This is a genomic window from Nocardia sp. NPDC020380 (assembly GCF_044386975.1).
Lineage (GTDB): Bacteria > Actinomycetota > Actinomycetes > Mycobacteriales > Mycobacteriaceae > Nocardia.
The window spans coordinates 258,405-275,923 of sequence record NZ_JBIRVQ010000010.1; the positions used below are offsets into that span (position 1 = coordinate 258,405).

The following is a 17,519-nucleotide window of genomic DNA, read 5'->3' on the forward strand; positions in this document are numbered from 1 at the left end:
ATGATCTAACCTGTATAAGTAGTTTTACTAGTTAGAATCTAGGGACAGCAGGATCAGCCTGTCAACCCTTGTGACCACTTCGACCGGTTAGACGGAGGTGTCCAGCCGATGACTACGCCCCGGCGGTTACGATCGGATGTGCCCGATCCCCGCCCCCACCTCGGTGAACCCCTCGCCCTGGACCTGCTCAATACGCGCTGGATGTCGGCCGACGGGCTGGAGGATCTACTCACCGACGTGGCCGGAGTGCGGCAATGGCTGGCCGACAACGACCTCGGACTCCCCGCCGGCGAACCCATGCTGCAGGCCCTGCGCACGGCCCGCGAGGCGATCCTGCACACCGTGCGCGGTGATTCCCGCGCCGATCTGAACGCCGTCCTGGACCGCGGGCGCATCCGGCGTTCACTGTCCGCCGCCGGGCCGGCCGCCGAACCCGAAGTACCGCAGCCGGAATGGTTACCCGCCTGGCTCGCCGCCGACAACCTGCTGGAACTGCTGTCAGCCACACCCGACCGGATCAAACAGTGCGCGCATCCGCACTGCGTGCTGTGGTTCCTGGACACCTCGAAGAACGGCACCAGGCGCTGGCATTCCATGGCCATCTGCGGCAATCGCGCCAAGGCCACCCGCTACTACGCCAGAAAACTCAACGGCGAGGACTGACCCGCCGGGTCACCAACGAGACCGCGGCACATCGAATTCCGTGCACAGCGCACGCCACACATCCCGCGGATCCACCCCCGACTCGATGGCCTGCGCGCCCGTGCGCCCCATGGCGGGCAGCACGTGGTCGGTCAGCAACGCGTCGCCGCGCGCAGTACCGAATTCGGTATGCAACAGTTCCTGGAACTCCGTCAACCGCACGGCCGCGAGCCTACCAACCACCCCGGACCCCGCACGGCGCTCCCCTTGGCCCACTCGCACTGCCGCATCATGAACCGGCCGACGCGAGAGTTGCCCCACTCCGCTCCGCCACGGCAACGGTCGTAGACACACGTGAGCAATCCCCTCCGGCGCACCGATCTCCACCAGGGCGGAGCCCTCAGGCGGTCTGAGCCGATTCGAGGACGTCGTGGCAGACACCGACGGGATCGGAGACCACCGCGATGCCGGAGGCGGCGGAACGAGCGGCAGCGGCGTAGGAGGGTTCGGCGAGGATACGGTCCACCGCGTCGCGTACCGCTTCCGTGGTGAAGGGGCGGACGAGAATCGAACTGCCTTGGCGGGCAGCACGATTCGCCAGCTCCCATTGATCTCCGCCGCCCGGGACGGTGACGAGCGGGACGCCGGACAGCAGCGATTTGGCGAGCAGGCCGTGCCCGCCGCCGCCGATGGTGACCGCGGCGTGGCGCAGGATTTCGTCCTGGCGGCCCAAACCGGCTGTGGCCCAGGAAGGTAGCTCGGCAGGCGGAGTGTCCAGGGTGGAGACGGCCACTCGCACGCCCGCGCCGTCGAGCGCTTCGAGCACGGTGGAAACCATATCGCTCACACCGGTTTCGGCGGTGGAGGGCGCGACCATGACCAGCGGTTCGTCCCCCGGCGGCAGGTCCAGTAAGTGCTCGGTCGGCTCCCATAACAGCGGCCCGACCAGGTGCGCATTGTCCGGCCAGTCCGGCCGCGGGACCTCGAGCGCGGGCAGCGTGGCGACCAGTCGTGCGGTCGGCCCCGGATCCTCCGGCGGCAGGCCGACACTCTCGCGGGCCTGTTCACGCTGCTGCTCACCGCGCCGGATGGCGCGCGAAGTCAGCCCGCGCAATACCGAATCCCGCGCCCGCCCACTCAGTCCTTCACCGATGGCGAGCCCACTTCCGATGGGCGGCAGGCCCTTCGACGGCAGGTACAGCGGATGCGGTGACAATTCCACCCAGGGCAGTCGCAGCCGTTCGGCCGCCATTCCGCCGCCGACGGTGAGCACATCCGATACCACCAAATCGGGCAGCATGGCGCTCATCTCGGGCAGGATCTCGGTCGAAATGAACGCCGCCCGTTGATGGATGCGCGCACCCGCATCACCGTCATCGTCCTCGGCGCGCGGCGCGAGCCCCTTCAACCGCCGCACCCCGATCCCGGCCGCGAGGGCCGCATCGAACCAGCGCGGACTGGTGAACAACACCGGTTCGTCCCCGGCCTCGAGAAACCGCAGGCACAACGCAATCGCCGGAAACGCATGCCCCGGATCCGGCCCCGCCACAACAGCTACTCGCACGCCGACAGACTGCCACACCCACCGACCCCAACCACACCCTCCACCCCTCATCGAGCTGCCGAGTGGCACATGGGGGACGCGGACAACGGCGTGTCCCGTCCCTCATGTGCCACTCGAACTCAGCCGGCGTAGTGGTAGAGCTCGAAAGCTATGGTGTGGGGTGCGGGGAAGCCTTCTTTTGGGCCGGCGCTCATTTCGAGGACGGCTCGGGCCTGGACGGCGGCCGGGTCGGGGCCGAGGGCTTCCAGGTAACGGCGGTGTGCGGTCAGGGATTCGACGGCGATCTCGAAGGTTTCGGTGACGTCGACGCCGTGGCTGCCGTCGGGGACGCCGTAGATGGCGGCCCAGCGGGGTGACCATTTCGGGAGGTCGGCGAGTTCCGGGTGGATCCATTCGTTGCCCGCGTCGGAGACGGCGTCGAGGCCGGCGCGGCCGACGGCGCGGTGGTCGGCGCTGTTGGCGTAGCCGCGGGCCCAGACGTCGGCGGAGTTGAAGAGCACCACCATGTCCGGGCGGTGCCGGCGGATGGCGGCGGCGAGATCGCGGCGCAGGGCGAGGGATTCTTCGATGCGGCCGTCCGGGTAGCCGAGGAATTCCACCGAGCTGACGCCGACGATCTTCGCCGAGGCCCGTTCCTCGTCTTCGCGCAGTGGTCCGGATTCGGCGGGCGGCAGTCCGGCGATGCCCGCCTCGCCGCTGCTGACCAGCACGTAGCGAATGTCCTTGCCCTGTCTGGTCCAGCGGGCCACCGCGGCGGCGGCACCGTATTCGATGTCGTCGGGATGCGCGGCGATCACGATGCCGCGCTGCCAATCCTCGGGAAGCTGCTCCATGCGGTCATTCAACACGTTTGCGCCGGGTTCGCACGATTCATGCGCCGGCGAGTACGTCCTCGAAGGCGGCTTCGGCGGCGCCGAGCAGTTTGAGATCCGTTCCCAGCGTCGACTTCTCGACGCGTACGCCGCCGAGTGCGCGGCTGACCATGCTGCGGCCGCGGATCCGGTCCTCCACGCGCGTCACCATATCGTCGGGCAGGGCGGTGAACAGGTCGCCGAGCACGACGCGTTCGGGGCCGAGGATATTGACCGCGTTCACCAGGCCGAGCACCAGCCAGTCCAGGTATGCGGTCAGCCCGGGCGGTTCCGGATCCCGTTGCAGGGCACGCAGTTCCGCGACGATGGTGCCGCGCGGACTGTGCTCGGGCAGGCCGAGCGCCCGGCACAGCGCGGCCTCCCCCACCTCGGTCTCCCAGCAGCCCTCATTGCCGCAGTAGCAGGCGCGGCCACCGGGCCGGACCGTCATATGGCCGATCTCGCCGAGGTAGCCGGCCGATCCGCGCAGGGACGCGCCCTGCACGATGAGCCCGCCGCCGACCCCGATATCGGCGGAGACGAACAGGGTGTCCGCGGCGCCCCGGCAGACGCCGCGGACATATTCGGCGAGCGCACCGAGTTCCGCGTCATTGCCGATCACGACCGGCACACCCAGAACGGCTTGCATCCGCTCGCCGAAAGCCACCTCCGTCCAGCCCAGATTGGGGGCGGTGTGCACGTGCCCGTCGGTGCGGCGCACCACTCCCGGCACCGAAATGCCTGCGGCACTGGGGTGCAGGCTGAGGTCCGCCGCCAGCAGCGCCGCCGATTCGGCGACGTGCGTGACGACCTCCTCCGGTTCTCGTTGCCGCCCATGCAGATTCCAGCTGTTGCGGCCCAGTATCTGCCCGCCGAAACCGATCATGGCCATGCCGACGTGCTCGGCCTGCACGTCGACGGCCAGCACCACGGCCGCTTCCGGTTGCGGCAGCACCAGTAGCGAGGGCCGGCCCGCGCCCCGGGCCAGGCGCGGCACCCGCTCCTCCACCAGTCCGGATTCGGCGAGCGCGTCCACCAGCATCTTGATGGTGGAGCGGTTCAATCCGAGTTCGGCGGCCAGCGCCGCCCGGGTGGCCGGTCCGCCGACGTGCAGCAGCCGCAGCAGGCTGGACCGGTTGAAGCGGCGCACCTCGTCCGGTCGCGCGACGGTCATGAGCTCAGGCGGGCGGTCATGAACTCAGGAATACCATTGCGGCGCTCAGCGTTGCGCCACCGCCGCGCGCCGTCTCGAGATCGCGTCCACGGTGGCTGCCAGCAGCAGCACCAATCCGGTCACGATGGAGACGACGGCGGCCGGCTGCCGCAACAGTCCGAGCCCATTGGACACCACCGCGAGCACCGCGCCGCCGATCACCGCGTCCGCGACCCGCCCGCGCCCGCCGAACAGCGACGTCCCGCCGATCACGGCCGCGCCGACCGCGAAGAGCAGCGTATTCAGCCCGCCCGCTTGGGGATCCACCGAACCGACCTTCGACGAGTACACGATCGCGCCGACGGCCGCACACGACGAGCAGATGACGAAAACGCTTGCCCGCAACTGCGTCACATTGATGCCGGCCCGCCGCGCCGCTTCCGCGTTGCCGCCGACCGCGTAGATGTGGCGGCCGTAGGTGGTGCGGGTCAGCACATACGTGCCGACCACGAGCAGCACCAGCACGATCGGCACCACATACGGCACGCCGGAGATCACGATCAGCTTGCTCGGCGACCGGTTCACGGTCAGCAGGGCCGTCACCACGATCGCGAACACGCTGAGCGCCAGCACCTTCGCCGCCACCAATGGCGTCGGCGAGGTGACCAGGCCGCGTCTGCGCCGCAGTATGTGCCCGCCCACCGTGACCGCCGCATAGCCGCCCGCGGCGACCACGCACAACACCCAGCTGCCGATCGTGGATAGATTCCCGTTGGCCACTTGATCGAGCACGTGCGAGGAGCTGATCCCCAGCACGCCGCCCTGGCCGATGAGTTGCAGGATCACGCCCTGCCAGGCCAGGAACAAGGCCAGCGTCACCACGAAGGACGGCATACCGATCTTCGCGATGAGGAATCCGGTGATGCAGCCGATGGCCGCACCCACGCACACCGCGAGCAGCATCTCTATCCACGGATTCGCGTGGAAGCCCACCACTGTCAGCACCACGCCCAGCAGTGACAGCGCCACCCCCGGCCAGATACGTAGTAGTCCCGCCAGTACCGCGCCCAGCACCATCAGCGCGTTGAAGATCCAGAAGACCGTGGATCCCATGCCCTGCAGCAGGTTTCCGTTCTCGACGTAATGCAGGGCCAGCACCGCGCCCGCCACGCCCGAGGCCGTGCCCGCCGACAGGTCGATCTCACCGATCAGCAGCACGTACACGATGCCGATGGCGATGATGGTCTGGCCCGCGCCCTGCGCCAGCAGATTCGCGATGTTGTTCAGCGAGAAGAACACATCCGACAGCAGCGAGAACAGCACGACCAGCGCGATCAGCCCGAGAATCGCGGGCAGCGAACCGATATCGCCCGACCGCAGCCGGACCAGATAGTCGCGGAGCGCCTCGGTCGTCGACTGATTCGTGGTGTCGATACCGAAATCGGTGATCACCGTGCCGTTCTCGGCGGCACGCGCCGTCCCGGACCCCGGAATGGCTTTCGTTCCAGCGGTTTCCTCGTGCACTGTTTCCTCACTCACAGCACCGCCGCCTCGGGTCGCGCCAAGCCCAGATCGCCGGAACGCCCGGCGGTGATGAGCTCGACCACCTGTGCGGTGGTGACATCGGCCGTGCGCACCTGCGCGGCCATCCGGCCCAGGTACAGCACCGCGATACGATCCGCCACCTCGAACACGTCGGCCAGATTGTGGCTGATCAGCACCACACCCAAGCCTTGTTCGGCCAAGCGGCGCACCAGATCCAGCACCTGCCGGGTCTGTGCCACGCCGAGCGCGGCGGTCGGCTCGTCCAGCAGCACCAGATTGCTGTTCCACAGCACGGCTTTCGCGATGGCGACGGTCTGCCGCTGCCCGCCGGACAGCGAAGCCACCGGCGTGCGCACCGATTTCACGGTGCGCACCCCCAAGGAGGCCAGAGTGCGCCGCGCCGCTTCCTCCATGCTCGCCTCGTCCAGCAGCCACGGTTTCCCGCGTTCCCGGCCGAGGAACATGTTCGCCACGATGTCGAGATTGTCGGCCAGCGCGAGATCCTGGTAGACGACCTCGATGCCGAGCGCCGCCGCGTCCTTGGGCCCGCGCAGGTGCACGGGTTCGCCCCGGAACTTCACGTCGCCGGAGTCGGCGGCGTGAATGCCGGCCACACATTTGACCAAGGTGGTCTTGCCCGCGCCGTTGTCGCCGACGAGGGCGGTGACCTCGCCGGCGGGCACGGTGAAGTCCACGTCGTGCAGTACGTGCACCGGGCCGAAACTCTTGTTCAGGCCGGTGATCTGCAGCAGCGGCTCACTCATGGGTGACCTCAGCCGATGCCGAGCTGGGTGCAGGCGGCCTTCACGTCACCGGTGCAGACATCGCTCGCCTTCACGTAGCCGGTGTCGATGACGGTCTTGACCTCGTTGCGGGTGATGGTCTGCGGCGGCAGCAGTACCGATTTCACGGTGCGATTGCCCTTGGGATCCTGACTCACGCCCTGCGCCAGCGCGTTCGCAGCGGCGGTATCGCCCTTGGCCAGGGCCGCGGCGAGTTTCGCGGTGTTCTCGGCCTCGTCCTTGATCGGCTTGAAGACCGTCATGTACTGGTCGCCGCGCAGGATCGCCTGCAGGCCGTCGACGGTGGCGTCCTGGCCGGTGACGGGCACCTTGCCATTGAGGCCGTTCTTCTTCAGCACGGTGATGATCGCGCCCGCGAGACCGTCGTTGGCGGCGACCACGCCGTCGACCTTGCCGCCGTTACCGGTGAGGATCTGCTCGAAGGTGTTGCCGCCCTGCTGGTTGTCCCAGTTGTCGATGGGCTGGCTGCGCACGAGTTTCAGGGTGCCGTTGTCGTACAGCGGCTTCAGCACGTTCTCCTGGCCCTGGTGGAACAGGGTGGCATTGTTGTCGGTCGGCGCGCCCTCGATCTCGATGACCTGCGCGCCCTGCTTGCCCTGCAGGGCGGTGGCGATCGACTTGCCTTGCAGCTCACCGACCTTCACATTGTCGAAGGACACGTAGTAGTCGGAGGAGCCGCCCAGGTTGAGGCGGTCGTAGTCGATGGTGGGGATGCCTGCCTTCTTGGCCTTGGCCGCCACCGCGCTGCCGACCTCGCTGTTGATGGAGGCGATGACCAGCACCTTCACGCCCTTGGCGATCATGCCGTCGGCGAGGGTGGAGAACTTCTGGACGTCGCCCTGCGCGTTCTGCACATCGGAGTCGAAACCCTGTGCGCTCAAGGCCTGCTGCAGCATCGGCTTGTCGAAGGCTTCCCAGCGGGCGGAGGTGGCGGTCTCGGGGAGGATGACGCCGACCGTGCCGTTCGCGCCCCCGCCCGAAGGGGCCGAACTGCCACTACTACTGCTTCCGCTGCTGGTCGAATTCGAGCCACACGCGCTCAATACCAGTGTGCTTGCCAGTCCGACCGCGACCAGAGCCAGTCCGGCCCCCTTCCGGCGGCCGGAATTCTTGGACCGGACTGGGTTGTTCGTCCTCATCACGCTTGACCTTCCCGAGACCGCGACCGCTCCCGGGGGGATGGTGGGAGGGCCGCGCAGCCATATGTTGTGGGCAACAACATATGCGAGAAGAGACGGTCAGAACGGACGTTTCGCCAAATCCTTTGCGCTCGAGCGCGCTACGGCCCGCACCGCGGGCATCACGGCAGCAGGATGACCTTGCCGCCCGCATGCCCGTCGATGACGAACTCGTGCGCGAGACGCACCTCGTCCAGCGGGAACGTCTTGCTGATCACCACGTCCAACTTGCCCGCGGCCGCCAGATCCAGCAGTTCACGCCAGGCATTGCGGCGGATCTCGGTGCCCGGATCCGCGCCGGGACCGCCGCCCAGACCCTTGATGCCGGTCTCGGCCGTCCGCCCGAACGCCGCGATGGTGGCGATCCGGCCGCGATCGGGCACCAGCTCCAGGGAGACGTCGACCGCCTCATCGGTGCCGACCGTATCGAGCGCGACATCGATGCCGTTGGGCGCCAAGGCCCGGACGCGATCGGCGAGACCCGGACCGTATTCGACGGATTCGACACCGTAGGCGCGCAACCGCTCGTGCCGATCCGCGGCGGCGGTACCGATCACCCGGGCGCCCCGGGCCACCGCCAACTGAGCGGCGATCGAGCCGACACTGCCGGCCGCACCGTGGATCAGCACGGTGTCGCCGGGGCCGACGCCCGTCGCGGCCAGCATGTGCAGGGCCGTCCCGCCCACGGTGAGAATGCCCGACGCCACCTCCCAGCTCACATCGGCGGGCTTGGGCAGCACCTTCTCGGCGGGCACGGTCAGCTCGGTGGCATAGGCGCCCTCGGTGCGGATGATCACCTCGTCACCGATGTGGATGGCGCCCGCAGGCCCCTCGGCATCCGCGGCCGCGGCGATCACCTCACCGGCCGCTTCCAGGCCGAGCCGCAGCGGCAGGGCCGCCGGGTTGGTGCCGAAGGCGCCGCTGTAGCGCTTGTAGTCGATGGGATTCACCGCCGTGGCGTGAATCCGGACCGTGACCTCACCCGGACCGGGCGCGGGCACATCGATCTCTACGGGCGAAAGAACTTCCGGTCCACCGTACGTGGTGGCGACGATTGCAGTAGCCATAGCGCCCTCAACGTACCGATCACCGAGCCGATTCCCCTCCGGACACGGCGGAATTCCGGTCCGGACGCGAAAAGGACCGGTCGTCGGTGACGACCGGTCCTTCGCACGGGCCTGCTACAGCTTGTTGACCGGCGACTTGTTCGAACCCGACACGGCCTTGTACAGCGCGTACAGGCCGAAGACCGCGAGGCTGATCACCAGAATGGGGAACAAGCTCTTGATGATCGCGCTGATGATGGCGACCGCGATCCAGACCAGCACCACGACGCCGATGATCTTCCAAAGCATCTCTATCCTCCGAAGCTCTGCGAACCGGCGAGGCGCTCGATCCGACACCATCCATACTGGCCCGCGCACCTGAGAAAATCACCAGGTCAGCAGTGAAATCCGGGAGAGTTCAGGGTTCACCCTGAGGGCCGTGCGGCGGGCGGGCGAGGCGGTAGCGCCCGGAACAGCGCTTATGGCCGGAAGCGATCGTCGGCAAGATCGGTGAGGGCCTGCGCCCAGCCGTCCAGCCGATCCGCGGCATCCCGCAGATGCACCATCGCCATGCCCAAATCGTCGGCAATGGCGGCACTTTCCGGCACGGCCAGCACCCGCGCCGCGGCCGCCACCATGCCCTCGAACTCCACCACGCCACCGTCCAGCCGCACCGAAATCAGCTGAACATGGTCCACCAGCGGCGAATACGCACCCATCGCCCCCGAAGCCCGTTCCATCGCAACGACATCGGACGCCAGCGCATGCAAGGCCGCCGCACCCGACGTCGCGGTCTCCAACGTGTCGGCGAGATCCTCCGCCGGCAGCCTGCCCGTCCGCGAGATCTGCTCCCCGAGCTCGTGCAAGGCCCGCTCGGCCCGCACCAGCCGCGTAATGGACGCACGCGCCATCGACCGGATCGGCGGCAGCTTCCGCGGCACGAACGCCGCCTGCGGCAACGGTTCCTTCCGCAACTCCAGATACCGCTTGGTGGTCACAGCGGCCCCGGTAACCAAGGCCACCGCCCCGCCACCGACCACGATCACCGCCCAGGCCGGCGCCGAAATCAACACCAGCCCAACAGTTCCCGCAGTGGTCAGCCCAGACGCAGTCCCCAGCCGAAGTGTCCTTCGCCGAGCCCGCCGCCGCTTCCGCAACTCCCGCTCCCGCGGATCAGCCCACTTCCGCACGGCCACCAAAGCCTGCTCCCCCACCCCTCTCAGAGTGTCCGGCAGTCGCTGCGCCAACTCCTCCGCACCGACCCCGGTAGGCGCCAGCACCTCCCGCACCGCCTCGGTAGCCCGCTCCCGCTTGGACCTCCGCCCCTTCTTCCGCCCCGTGCCCCCGGACTCACCCGAACCCGGTGCAGCAGCAGAATTTCCAGCACCCGGCGCAGCCCACCCCGCACCCGGATAACCGGGCGCTGCGGCAGAGCGGTAACCGTTGGAGGAACTCGCAACGGGGCCCGCGAAGCCGCCCGCCGCGCGTGACGTGTACCCCGGCTGCGCCGAGCGATGACCAGCGCCCGGCGTTGTCACAGGCGTATCCGCACCAGGCGCCGAACCACCTGGCGGCGATGCAAAACCTTGCGGCGGCGTAAACGGCTCGCGCGCAGTGGAAGATTCGCCGTCGGGAGTGCGCTTGCGGCGGCGAATGCGCGTGGTGGGTCGATCGGACCCGGGCCGCACTTGTGCCGGGGCCTCGGCCTGATCGTGGCGGATGGCGGTCGTTATCGCGTCCGGGTCGCCAATCGGTGCGGGGACGGACTGACCGGCTGCGGCGCCGAAGTCGTTGCTGCCGCGCTGTTCCGGCGTGGGTGCTGTGCTGCCGCGCCATTCCGGTGGGGTCCAGGCGGTCGCGGGCTCGCTGCGTGGGGGCGCGAGGGGCGGGGTGGAAGTTACCGGGGGCGGCGGCGATTGCGGGGCGGCGGACGGGGCCAGGTGCGGCTGAGATTCGGGGATAGCCGCGGTGTTCGGGGGTTGGGATGAGGGGAAGGGGGACGGGAGGCCCGGGATGGGGTCCGGGGTTTTTGTCCGGGTGCGGCGGAGAAAGCGGGCAGGGGAGGTCGCGGACGGGTTGTTGTCAGCCCGCGATCTCCCCATCGTGCAATGCCTTTCGCGCCGGGGCCGCTACTGCTGAGCGGTCTGGCCCTTGTTGAAGTTGGGCTGGGCGGCCGGCTGCGCAGGCTGCTGGGCGGGCTGGCCCTGCGGGATCTGCTGGGTCTGGCCGCCGGCGGGCAGGGCGTCGCCACGCATGGAGGCGCGGATCTGCTCGAGGCGGGAGTGACCGGCCATCTGGATGGACGCCTGCTGGACGTCCAGCATGCGGCCCTGCACCGAGTTCTGGGCCAGCTCGGCCGCGCCGAGGGCGTTGGCGTAGCGGCGTTCGATCTTCTCGCGCACCGCATCCAGGCTCGGGGTGGTGCCGGGGGCGGACAGGGTGGAGTCCATCTGCTGCAGCGAGGCGGACACCTGCTCCTGCATCTTCGCCTGCTCCAGCTGCGAGAGCAGCTTGGTGCGCTCGGCGACCTTCTGCTGCAGCAGCATGGCGTTCTGCTCGACCGCCTTCTTGGCCTGCGAGGCCGCCTGCAGCGACTGGTCGTGCAGTACCTTGAGGTCCTCCACCGCCTGCTCGGCGGTCACCAGCTGCGCGGCGAAAGCCTCAGCCGCATTGGTGTACTGGATCGCCTTCTCGGTGTCGCCGGCCGAGGTCGCCTGATCGGCGAGCATGACCGCCTGGCGCGCATTGGCATTGAGCTTCTCGACCTCGTCGAGCTGCCGGTTCAGTTTCATCTCCAGCTGGCGCTGGTTACCGATCACCGACGCCGCCTGCTGCGACAGGGCCTGATGCTGGCGCTGGGCTTCCTCGATGGCCTGCTGGATCTGAACCTTCGGATCCGCATGCTCTTCGATCTTCGAGTCGAAGAGGGCCATCATGTACTTCCAGGCCTTCACGAACGGATTAGCCATCGATTGATCCCGCCTCCATATGACGTGCCGAGCTTCTCCAGCGCGGCAGTAGTGCGCGACCGTCACGCACCCCTGTTGTCCCTATCCTCCACTGTGCAGCGGCGTGCCGGAGACTCGTGGTAGTTCAGCAGGGCTACACGACGTCCCCGGCACGAAGCCTACAGAGAATTTATCCCTTTCGGCTCCACAGCACAGTGATCACTTGGCAGCCACCAGCACCAGACGATCCGACTTGGGCGCCGGAATGACGATGCGGGGGCCGAAAGCTGCGTCTCCACTCTGCGGCAGATCGCCGTCCCCACCCCTGGGGGTGACGCCCGTACCGGCCTTGGCCAGGGCCGGAGCAGCGGCGACCTGGACCGCATTGGCCGGGGCCGCAGGCACATTCGGCGCGCCCGCCCCCACCGGCTCGGTGGTCTTGTCGGTATCGGCCATGGCCATGCTCACATCGAAGAGCACCTGTGCCAGGGACACGTCCAGGGCTTGGCAGATGGCGGCCAGCAATTCGCTGGAGGCCTCCTTGCGCCCGCGCTCCACCTCCGACAGGTACCCCAGGCTGACTCGTGCCGAGGTCGAGACCTCACGCAGCGTCCGGCTCTGGGCGACCCGAGCGCGCCGCAGGCTTTCCCCGATGGCTTCTCGCAGCAGCGTCATCTCGTTCTCCTCACACTCGTCTCGCCGGACCCAGCGTTTGACTGGACAACGTCCGGCGTCGGCCGCGCGTTCCCGGTCCCTTCACCCGCCCCGGAGACTCCGGGTGAGCTCGGTGACCGCGGCGCGAACCGCGCCCACCCTGATCGTCCACCGTGCCCCCGACAAGTTCAACCGAACCACCTCGGTGTTGTCCGGACCCGCTACCCCTAGGAATACCGTGCCTACCGGGCGTCCGTCCTGTGGTTCGGGTCCGGCGACGCCGGTGAGCCCGATCCCCCAGTCCGCTCCGCACCGGGTGCGAGCGCCGACGGCCAGCTGCTCGGCGGTGGTTGCGGCGACGGGTCCGTCCGCGGCGAGAGTGTCCGCACTCACACCCGCGAGTGCTTGTTTCAAGTCGGTGGCATAGACGATCAGTCCACCTCGCAACACGGCGCTCGCGCCCGGAATTCCCGCGATCGTCGCGGCCAGTAGTCCGGCGGTGAGCGATTCGGCGGTGGCCACGGTCTGCCCGGCCGTTTTCAGCGCGGCCACCAGTTCGGCGGCGGGGACGGCGGCGGTCAGCGGATCGATCGAATCGAGCGTGGCGGGTTCCGGCGATTCAGGCAGCACGACCGCCGCCCGGCGACCCGAACCACAGCCGAGCCGCCTGCACCACGTAGTCGAGGCCGGTGACCACGGTCAGCACCAGCGCCACATACATCAAATCCATTCCGGCCGAAGCGAATCCACCGGACAACGGCAGCAGCAGCACCCCGATCGCCACCGACTGCACCAGCGTCTTGAGCTTGCCGCCGCGGCCCGCGGGAATCACGCCGCGCCGCACCACGGCCAGCCGCAGCAGGGTGACCCCCAGCTCGCGCGCCACGATCACGATGGTGATCCACCACGGCAGGGCGTGCAGCGCCGACAGTCCGATGAGCGCGGCGCCGATCAGCGCCTTGTCCGCGATCGGATCGGCCAGCTTGCCGAAGTCGGTGACCAGCCCGTACTTGCGGGCCAATTGCCCGTCGATGCGATCGGTGATGGCGGCGACGCCGAACAGGGCGGCCGCACCCCAGCGCCAGCCCGTCTGATGCCCGCCGCCCGCGAACAGGGCCAGCAGGAACAGCGGCACGATCACGATGCGCAGCACGGTCAGCACATTGGCGATATTCATCAACGGCACCGCAGCGGGTTCGGTCATCAGCGGCACCGCCGCCGCTTCCACCGCCTGCACCGGCTCGGGACGTGCGACGGGTACGAAACCCGGTGCGGGCGCGGGACCCGCATCGGTCCAGCGACCCTCGACTTCATCGCGCTGCACGGTCACCAGCGCCCCCACCGGCCGGGAAAACGGCCACGGTCACCGGACGATGCCGGGATGTGAGGGGACTGGATGTACGACACACCACCAAGCCTATCGGTACCCGGGCCGACTACTGTGCACCCCATGACAACGCGGGTACCTCACAGCGGTTCGGTCGGCGGCGAAACGGCTCAAAAGCCGATCGTTCGCCGCGCCCGAACCTCTGATGTGCCCGAGATCAAGCACCTGATCGACATCTACGCCGGCCGGATCCTGCTGGAGAAGAATCTCGTCACCCTGTACGAGGCCGTCCAGGAATTCTGGGTCGCCGAACAGCACGGGCAACTCGTCGGCTGCGGCGCCCTGCACGTGCTGTGGGCGGACCTCGGCGAGGTACGCACGGTCGCGGTGCATCCGGACATCAAGGGCACCGGCGCGGGGCATCTGCTGGTGCAGCAGCTCATCGACGTGGCGCGGGAACTGAGCCTGCAGCGCGTGTTCGTGCTGACCTTCGAGGTGGACTTCTTCAGCCGGCACGGGTTCGTGGAGATCGAAGGCACCCCGGTGACCGCCGAGGTGTACGCCGAGATGTGCCGGTCCTACGACACCGGTGTCGCCGAGTTCCTCGATCTCTCCTACGTCAAGCCGAACACGCTCGGGAATACCCGCATGCTGCTGACGCTGTAACCCTTCCGAACCCCGTTCACTCGATCAGAAAGCGATGGCCCATGGCTGTTTTCGCCGTCCACTACGTCTATGCCGAGGACAAGATCCCGGGCCGCGACGAATTCCGCCCCGAGCACCGGGCGTGGCTGAGGAGCCAGGTCGACGCGGGCACGGTCCTCACCAGCGGCCCGTACCCGGACGGTTCCGGCGCGCTCATCCTGGCGCAGGGCGACGACGCCGACGCGGTGGCGAAGCTCTTCGCCGACGACCCGTTCAAGCGTGAGGACCTCCTCGCGGACCGCCGGATCGTCGAGTGGGTGCCGACCATGGGCGCCTTCAGCTCGTAACGCCGACCGCGGGGTCAGCGCGTACCTGATTCCTGGCCTGCCGGGGCGCCGTTCGGCGGCGTCTGCGGCAGTGCCGCGGCATACGAAGCCGCGGAAGCGTTTTCACGGGACAGGAAGGCGCTGATCTCGCCGATCGCGCTCATCAGCGGCGCCGGGAAGACCACCGTGGTGTTCTTGTCGACACCGAGTTCGATCAGGGTCTGCAAGTTGCGCAGTTGCAGGGCGAGCGGGTGCGCCATCATGGTGTCCGATGCGTCGCCGAGCGCCGCCGCTGCGAGCGATTCACCTTCGGCCGCAATGATTTTCGCACGCTTCTCGCGTTCCGCCTCGGCCTGGCGGGCCATTGCCCGCTTCATGCTGTCGGGCAGCTGAATGTCCTTGAGTTCGACCAGGGTGACTTCGACACCCCATTCCAGCGTGGTGACGTCGAGAATCTGGCGGATGCCCGCGTTGATGACGTCGGTTTCGGACAGCGCCTCGTCCAGGGTGTGCTGGCCGACCACCTTGCGCAGGGTGGTCTGGGCGATCTGATCGATTGCCGCGTAGACGTTTTCGATCGCGACCACCGATTTCTCGGCGTCCATGACCCGGAAGTAGGCGACGGCGGAGATATCGACGCTCACATTGTCACGAGTGATGATGCCCTGCGACTGGATCGGCATGGTGATGATGCGCAGGGACACGCGCCGCAGCCGGTCGATGCCCGGAATGATGAAGTTCAGTCCCGGTTCCCGGATCGCGATCACCCGCCCGAGCCGGAACAACACGCCCTTCTCGTACTGCGTCACCACCCGGACCGACAGCGCCAGCACGATCAGCAGCACCACGACCACCACGATCACAACACCGAGTGCGGTCACAACTCCTCCTCACGATCGAGGGGTGGCCGCGCGCGGCCATCATTGCCTCAACCCCAGCGTAGGCCGCTTCTACGACGCATGTCTACGACGTAGAGTCACAGCGCTCACAGACACCGGCCAGCTACGCTCCACCTCGTGCGATGGGATGCAGCGACGGCGCTCGAACGCTTCCGCTCCTCACGGGTGGCCCGCCTGGCCACGGTGAGCGCGGACGGGACGCCGCACCTCGTGCCGGTGACTTTCGCGCTATCGGTGGACTCCGCCGCGCCGGAGATCGTCATCGCGGTCGATCACAAACCCAAGTCCACGACCGATCTGCGGCGGCTGCGCAATATCGAAGCCACGGGCCGCGTTTCGGTGCTGGCCGATGAATACGACGAGGACTGGACCCAGCTGTGGTGGGTCCGCCTCGACGGCATCGCCCGCATTCTGGCCCCGGGACCGGACTGCGCCGGGCCGATTGCCCTGCTCACCGCCAAATATCCGCAGTACCAGGGCAATACTCCGACGGGACCGGTGATCCGGATCGAAGTGGATTCGGTCCGGGGCTGGTCCTATTCCTGACCACCGGTTCAGGCGTGGGCCAGTTCCTCGGACATGCGAGCGGTGATTCGGCGTTATGTCGCCACGCGGCGGCTGGTGCTCACCGCGCCCAGCCTGCGCGGGTATGCGTGAGTCGTTCGCCGCGATCCCGGATGCGCTGCACCTGTCGGCGGCGGCGCGCGCAGACTGAAGGCATGGATCCTGTCGTCGCCCTGCGTCAGATCGCGTTCTTCAAGGACCGTGCCCGCGAGGATTCCCGGCGGGTGATGGCCTACCGCCATGCCGCCGACATTCTCGAGGGGCTCGATGAGGAACAGCTCGAGCAGCTGGGACGGTCGAACGGGTGGCAGTCGCTGCCCGGGATCGGGCCGAAGACGGCGGCGGTGATCGCGCAGGCCTGGGCCGGGCGCGAACCCGATACCCTGATCGAATTACGTTCCGCGGCAAAGGATCTGGGCGGCGGCGAGTTGCGGAAGGCGCTGCGCGGCGACCTGCACGTGCATTCGAACTGGTCGGACGGCTCGGCCCCTATTGCCGAAATGATGGCTGCCGCACAGGCTCTGGGCCACGAATACTGCGCCCTCACCGACCACTCTCCCCGGTTGACGGTGGCCAACGGCCTGTCCCCCGAACGGCTGCGCCGCCAACTCGATGTCATCGACGAACTGCGCGAACAGTTCTCCCCCATGCGCATTCTCACCGGCATCGAAGTCGACATCCTCGACGACGGCGCACTGGATCAGGAACCGGAATTGCTCGATCGCCTCGACATCGTGGTCGCCAGCGTGCATTCCAAGCTGAGGATGGATTCCGCCGCCATGACCAGGCGGATGGTCCGCGCCGTCTCGAACGACCAAGCCGACATCCTCGGCCATTGCACCGGCCGGCTCGTCGAAGGCAATCGCGGCACCCGGCCGCAATCGCAGTTCGACGCCGAGCAGGTGTTCACCGCATGCCGGGATCACGGCACGGCCGTCGAGATCAACTCCAGGCCGGAACGCCGCGATCCGCCGACCGAGCTATTGCAGCTGGCCCTGGATATCGGCTGCGATTTCTCCATCGACACCGACGCCCACGCGCCCGGCCAGCTCGATTTCCTGGGCTACGGCGCCCAGCGCGCACTGGACAACAACGTGCCCGCGGACCGGATCATCAATACCTGGCCGGCGGACAAGCTGCTGGCGTGGGCAGAACTCTGAGGTCTACTTGCGCTTCTTGTCCCTGCTCTCGAGGGCTTCGACGCCGGTTTGAGCGGCAGCCGACTTGGCCTTCTTCTCCGCTCGTTTCTCCTTCAGGGATTTCCCCTGCTTCTTGGACATCGTGCTGCGCGGAGATTTATCGGACAACTGGGCCGTCCTTAAGTTGCGAGACCTCGGCGGTCTCGTTGTCTCGACCGTACGCCGGTTGGCGACC

General features: G+C 67.9%; 21 protein-coding genes. 5 read left to right on the forward strand and 16 right to left on the reverse strand.

Going from position 1 to position 17,519, the window contains the following annotated elements; translation table 11 throughout:
* Positions 1–138: 138 nt before the first annotated feature.
* On the forward strand, positions 139–663 hold the full coding sequence (locus ACH438_RS28295) for a CGNR zinc finger domain-containing protein (RefSeq protein ID WP_397010508.1): 525 nt from the start codon (positions 139–141) through the stop codon (positions 661–663).
* A gap of 9 nt (positions 664–672) precedes the next feature.
* Here ACH438_RS28295 and ACH438_RS28300 read toward each other — a convergent pair whose 3' ends face one another.
* The 14 genes from ACH438_RS28300 to pgsA all read right to left on the reverse strand — a co-directional run bounded on the left by ACH438_RS28300 (position 673) and on the right by pgsA (position 13,588).
* Positions 673–864: a DUF3046 domain-containing protein gene (locus tag ACH438_RS28300; protein ID WP_397010510.1), complete on the reverse strand. Its 192-nt coding sequence runs from the start codon at positions 862–864 to the stop codon at positions 673–675.
* Between the two features lie 178 nt (positions 865–1,042).
* Positions 1,043–2,206, reverse strand: a complete 1,164-nt coding sequence (locus tag ACH438_RS28305; protein ID WP_397010512.1) for a glycosyltransferase — start codon at positions 2,204–2,206, stop codon at positions 1,043–1,045.
* Positions 2,207–2,325: 119 nt separating this feature from the next.
* The gene (locus tag ACH438_RS28310) at positions 2,326–3,039 is read right to left on the reverse strand and encodes a PIG-L deacetylase family protein (protein ID WP_397010514.1); all 714 of its coding nucleotides are present in this window, start codon (positions 3,037–3,039) and stop codon (positions 2,326–2,328) included.
* Between the two features lie 37 nt (positions 3,040–3,076).
* On the reverse strand, positions 3,077–4,231 hold the full coding sequence (locus ACH438_RS28315) for an ROK family protein (RefSeq protein ID WP_397010516.1): 1,155 nt from the start codon (positions 4,229–4,231) through the stop codon (positions 3,077–3,079).
* A gap of 45 nt (positions 4,232–4,276) precedes the next feature.
* On the reverse strand, positions 4,277–5,749 hold the full coding sequence (locus tag ACH438_RS28320; protein ID WP_397010518.1) for a sugar ABC transporter permease: 1,473 nt from the start codon (positions 5,747–5,749) through the stop codon (positions 4,277–4,279).
* Complete coding sequence (locus ACH438_RS28325; RefSeq protein WP_397010520.1) at positions 5,746–6,519, reverse strand: ATP-binding cassette domain-containing protein; 774 nt, start codon at positions 6,517–6,519, stop codon at positions 5,746–5,748. Before ACH438_RS28325 ends, ACH438_RS28320 begins: the two co-directional genes overlap by 4 nt.
* Positions 6,520–6,527: 8 nt before the next feature.
* Positions 6,528–7,697: a sugar ABC transporter substrate-binding protein gene (locus tag ACH438_RS28330; protein WP_397010522.1), complete on the reverse strand. Its 1,170-nt coding sequence runs from the start codon at positions 7,695–7,697 to the stop codon at positions 6,528–6,530.
* Between the two features lie 161 nt (positions 7,698–7,858).
* The gene (locus ACH438_RS28335) at positions 7,859–8,803 is read right to left on the reverse strand and encodes a zinc-binding alcohol dehydrogenase family protein (protein ID WP_397010524.1); all 945 of its coding nucleotides are present in this window, start codon (positions 8,801–8,803) and stop codon (positions 7,859–7,861) included.
* Positions 8,804–8,917: 114 nt separating this feature from the next.
* A complete protein-coding gene (locus ACH438_RS28340) occupies positions 8,918–9,091 on the reverse strand; it encodes a hypothetical protein (RefSeq protein ID WP_397010526.1) in 174 nt (57 codons plus the stop codon).
* A gap of 170 nt (positions 9,092–9,261) precedes the next feature.
* Positions 9,262–9,855: a hypothetical protein gene (locus ACH438_RS28345; protein WP_397010528.1), complete on the reverse strand. Its 594-nt coding sequence runs from the start codon at positions 9,853–9,855 to the stop codon at positions 9,262–9,264.
* A gap of 1,056 nt (positions 9,856–10,911) precedes the next feature.
* Complete coding sequence (gene pspA, locus ACH438_RS28350; RefSeq protein WP_397010530.1) at positions 10,912–11,751, reverse strand: phage shock protein PspA; 840 nt, start codon at positions 11,749–11,751, stop codon at positions 10,912–10,914.
* A 198-nt stretch (positions 11,752–11,949) separates the two neighbouring features.
* Positions 11,950–12,405 carry a helix-turn-helix domain-containing protein gene (locus ACH438_RS28355; RefSeq protein ID WP_397010532.1) on the reverse strand — a complete coding sequence of 152 codons (456 nt, stop codon included), beginning with the start codon at positions 12,403–12,405 and terminating at the stop codon, positions 11,950–11,952.
* A gap of 81 nt (positions 12,406–12,486) precedes the next feature.
* Positions 12,487–13,011 carry a CinA family protein gene (locus ACH438_RS28360; RefSeq protein WP_397010799.1) on the reverse strand — a complete coding sequence of 175 codons (525 nt, stop codon included), beginning with the start codon at positions 13,009–13,011 and terminating at the stop codon, positions 12,487–12,489.
* Positions 13,004–13,588 carry a CDP-diacylglycerol--glycerol-3-phosphate 3-phosphatidyltransferase gene (gene pgsA, locus ACH438_RS28365; RefSeq protein ID WP_397010801.1) on the reverse strand — a complete coding sequence of 195 codons (585 nt, stop codon included), beginning with the start codon at positions 13,586–13,588 and terminating at the stop codon, positions 13,004–13,006. Before pgsA ends, ACH438_RS28360 begins: the two co-directional genes overlap by 8 nt.
* A 246-nt stretch (positions 13,589–13,834) precedes the next feature.
* Here pgsA and ACH438_RS28370 point away from each other — a divergent pair, with 246 nt between their 5' ends.
* Both ACH438_RS28370 and ACH438_RS28375 read left to right on the forward strand, forming a co-directional pair.
* Positions 13,835–14,377 carry an amino-acid N-acetyltransferase gene (locus tag ACH438_RS28370; protein ID WP_397010534.1) on the forward strand — a complete coding sequence of 181 codons (543 nt, stop codon included), beginning with the start codon at positions 13,835–13,837 and terminating at the stop codon, positions 14,375–14,377.
* 41 nt (positions 14,378–14,418) lie between these two features.
* Positions 14,419–14,703: a YciI family protein gene (locus ACH438_RS28375; protein ID WP_397010536.1), complete on the forward strand. Its 285-nt coding sequence runs from the start codon at positions 14,419–14,421 to the stop codon at positions 14,701–14,703.
* Positions 14,704–14,717: 14 nt separating this feature from the next.
* Here the strand turns inward: ACH438_RS28375 and ACH438_RS28380 are convergent, their stop codons facing one another.
* Complete coding sequence (locus tag ACH438_RS28380; protein WP_397010538.1) at positions 14,718–15,563, reverse strand: SPFH domain-containing protein; 846 nt, start codon at positions 15,561–15,563, stop codon at positions 14,718–14,720.
* Between the two features lie 135 nt (positions 15,564–15,698).
* On the opposite strand from ACH438_RS28380, the gene ACH438_RS28385 reads away from it, so the two are divergent.
* Entirely contained in the window at positions 15,699–16,127 is a 429-nt protein-coding gene (locus ACH438_RS28385; protein ID WP_397010540.1) for a TIGR03668 family PPOX class F420-dependent oxidoreductase, read from the forward strand.
* Positions 16,128–16,300: 173 nt separating this feature from the next.
* Positions 16,301–17,305: a PHP domain-containing protein gene (locus ACH438_RS28390; protein WP_397010542.1), complete on the forward strand. Its 1,005-nt coding sequence runs from the start codon at positions 16,301–16,303 to the stop codon at positions 17,303–17,305.
* A gap of 3 nt (positions 17,306–17,308) precedes the next feature.
* Here the strand turns inward: ACH438_RS28390 and ACH438_RS28395 are convergent, their stop codons facing one another.
* Positions 17,309–17,452 (reverse strand): hypothetical protein, encoded by a 144-nt coding sequence (locus ACH438_RS28395; protein ID WP_397010544.1) that lies wholly within the window; start codon positions 17,450–17,452, stop codon positions 17,309–17,311.
* Positions 17,453–17,519: the final 67 nt, after the last annotated feature.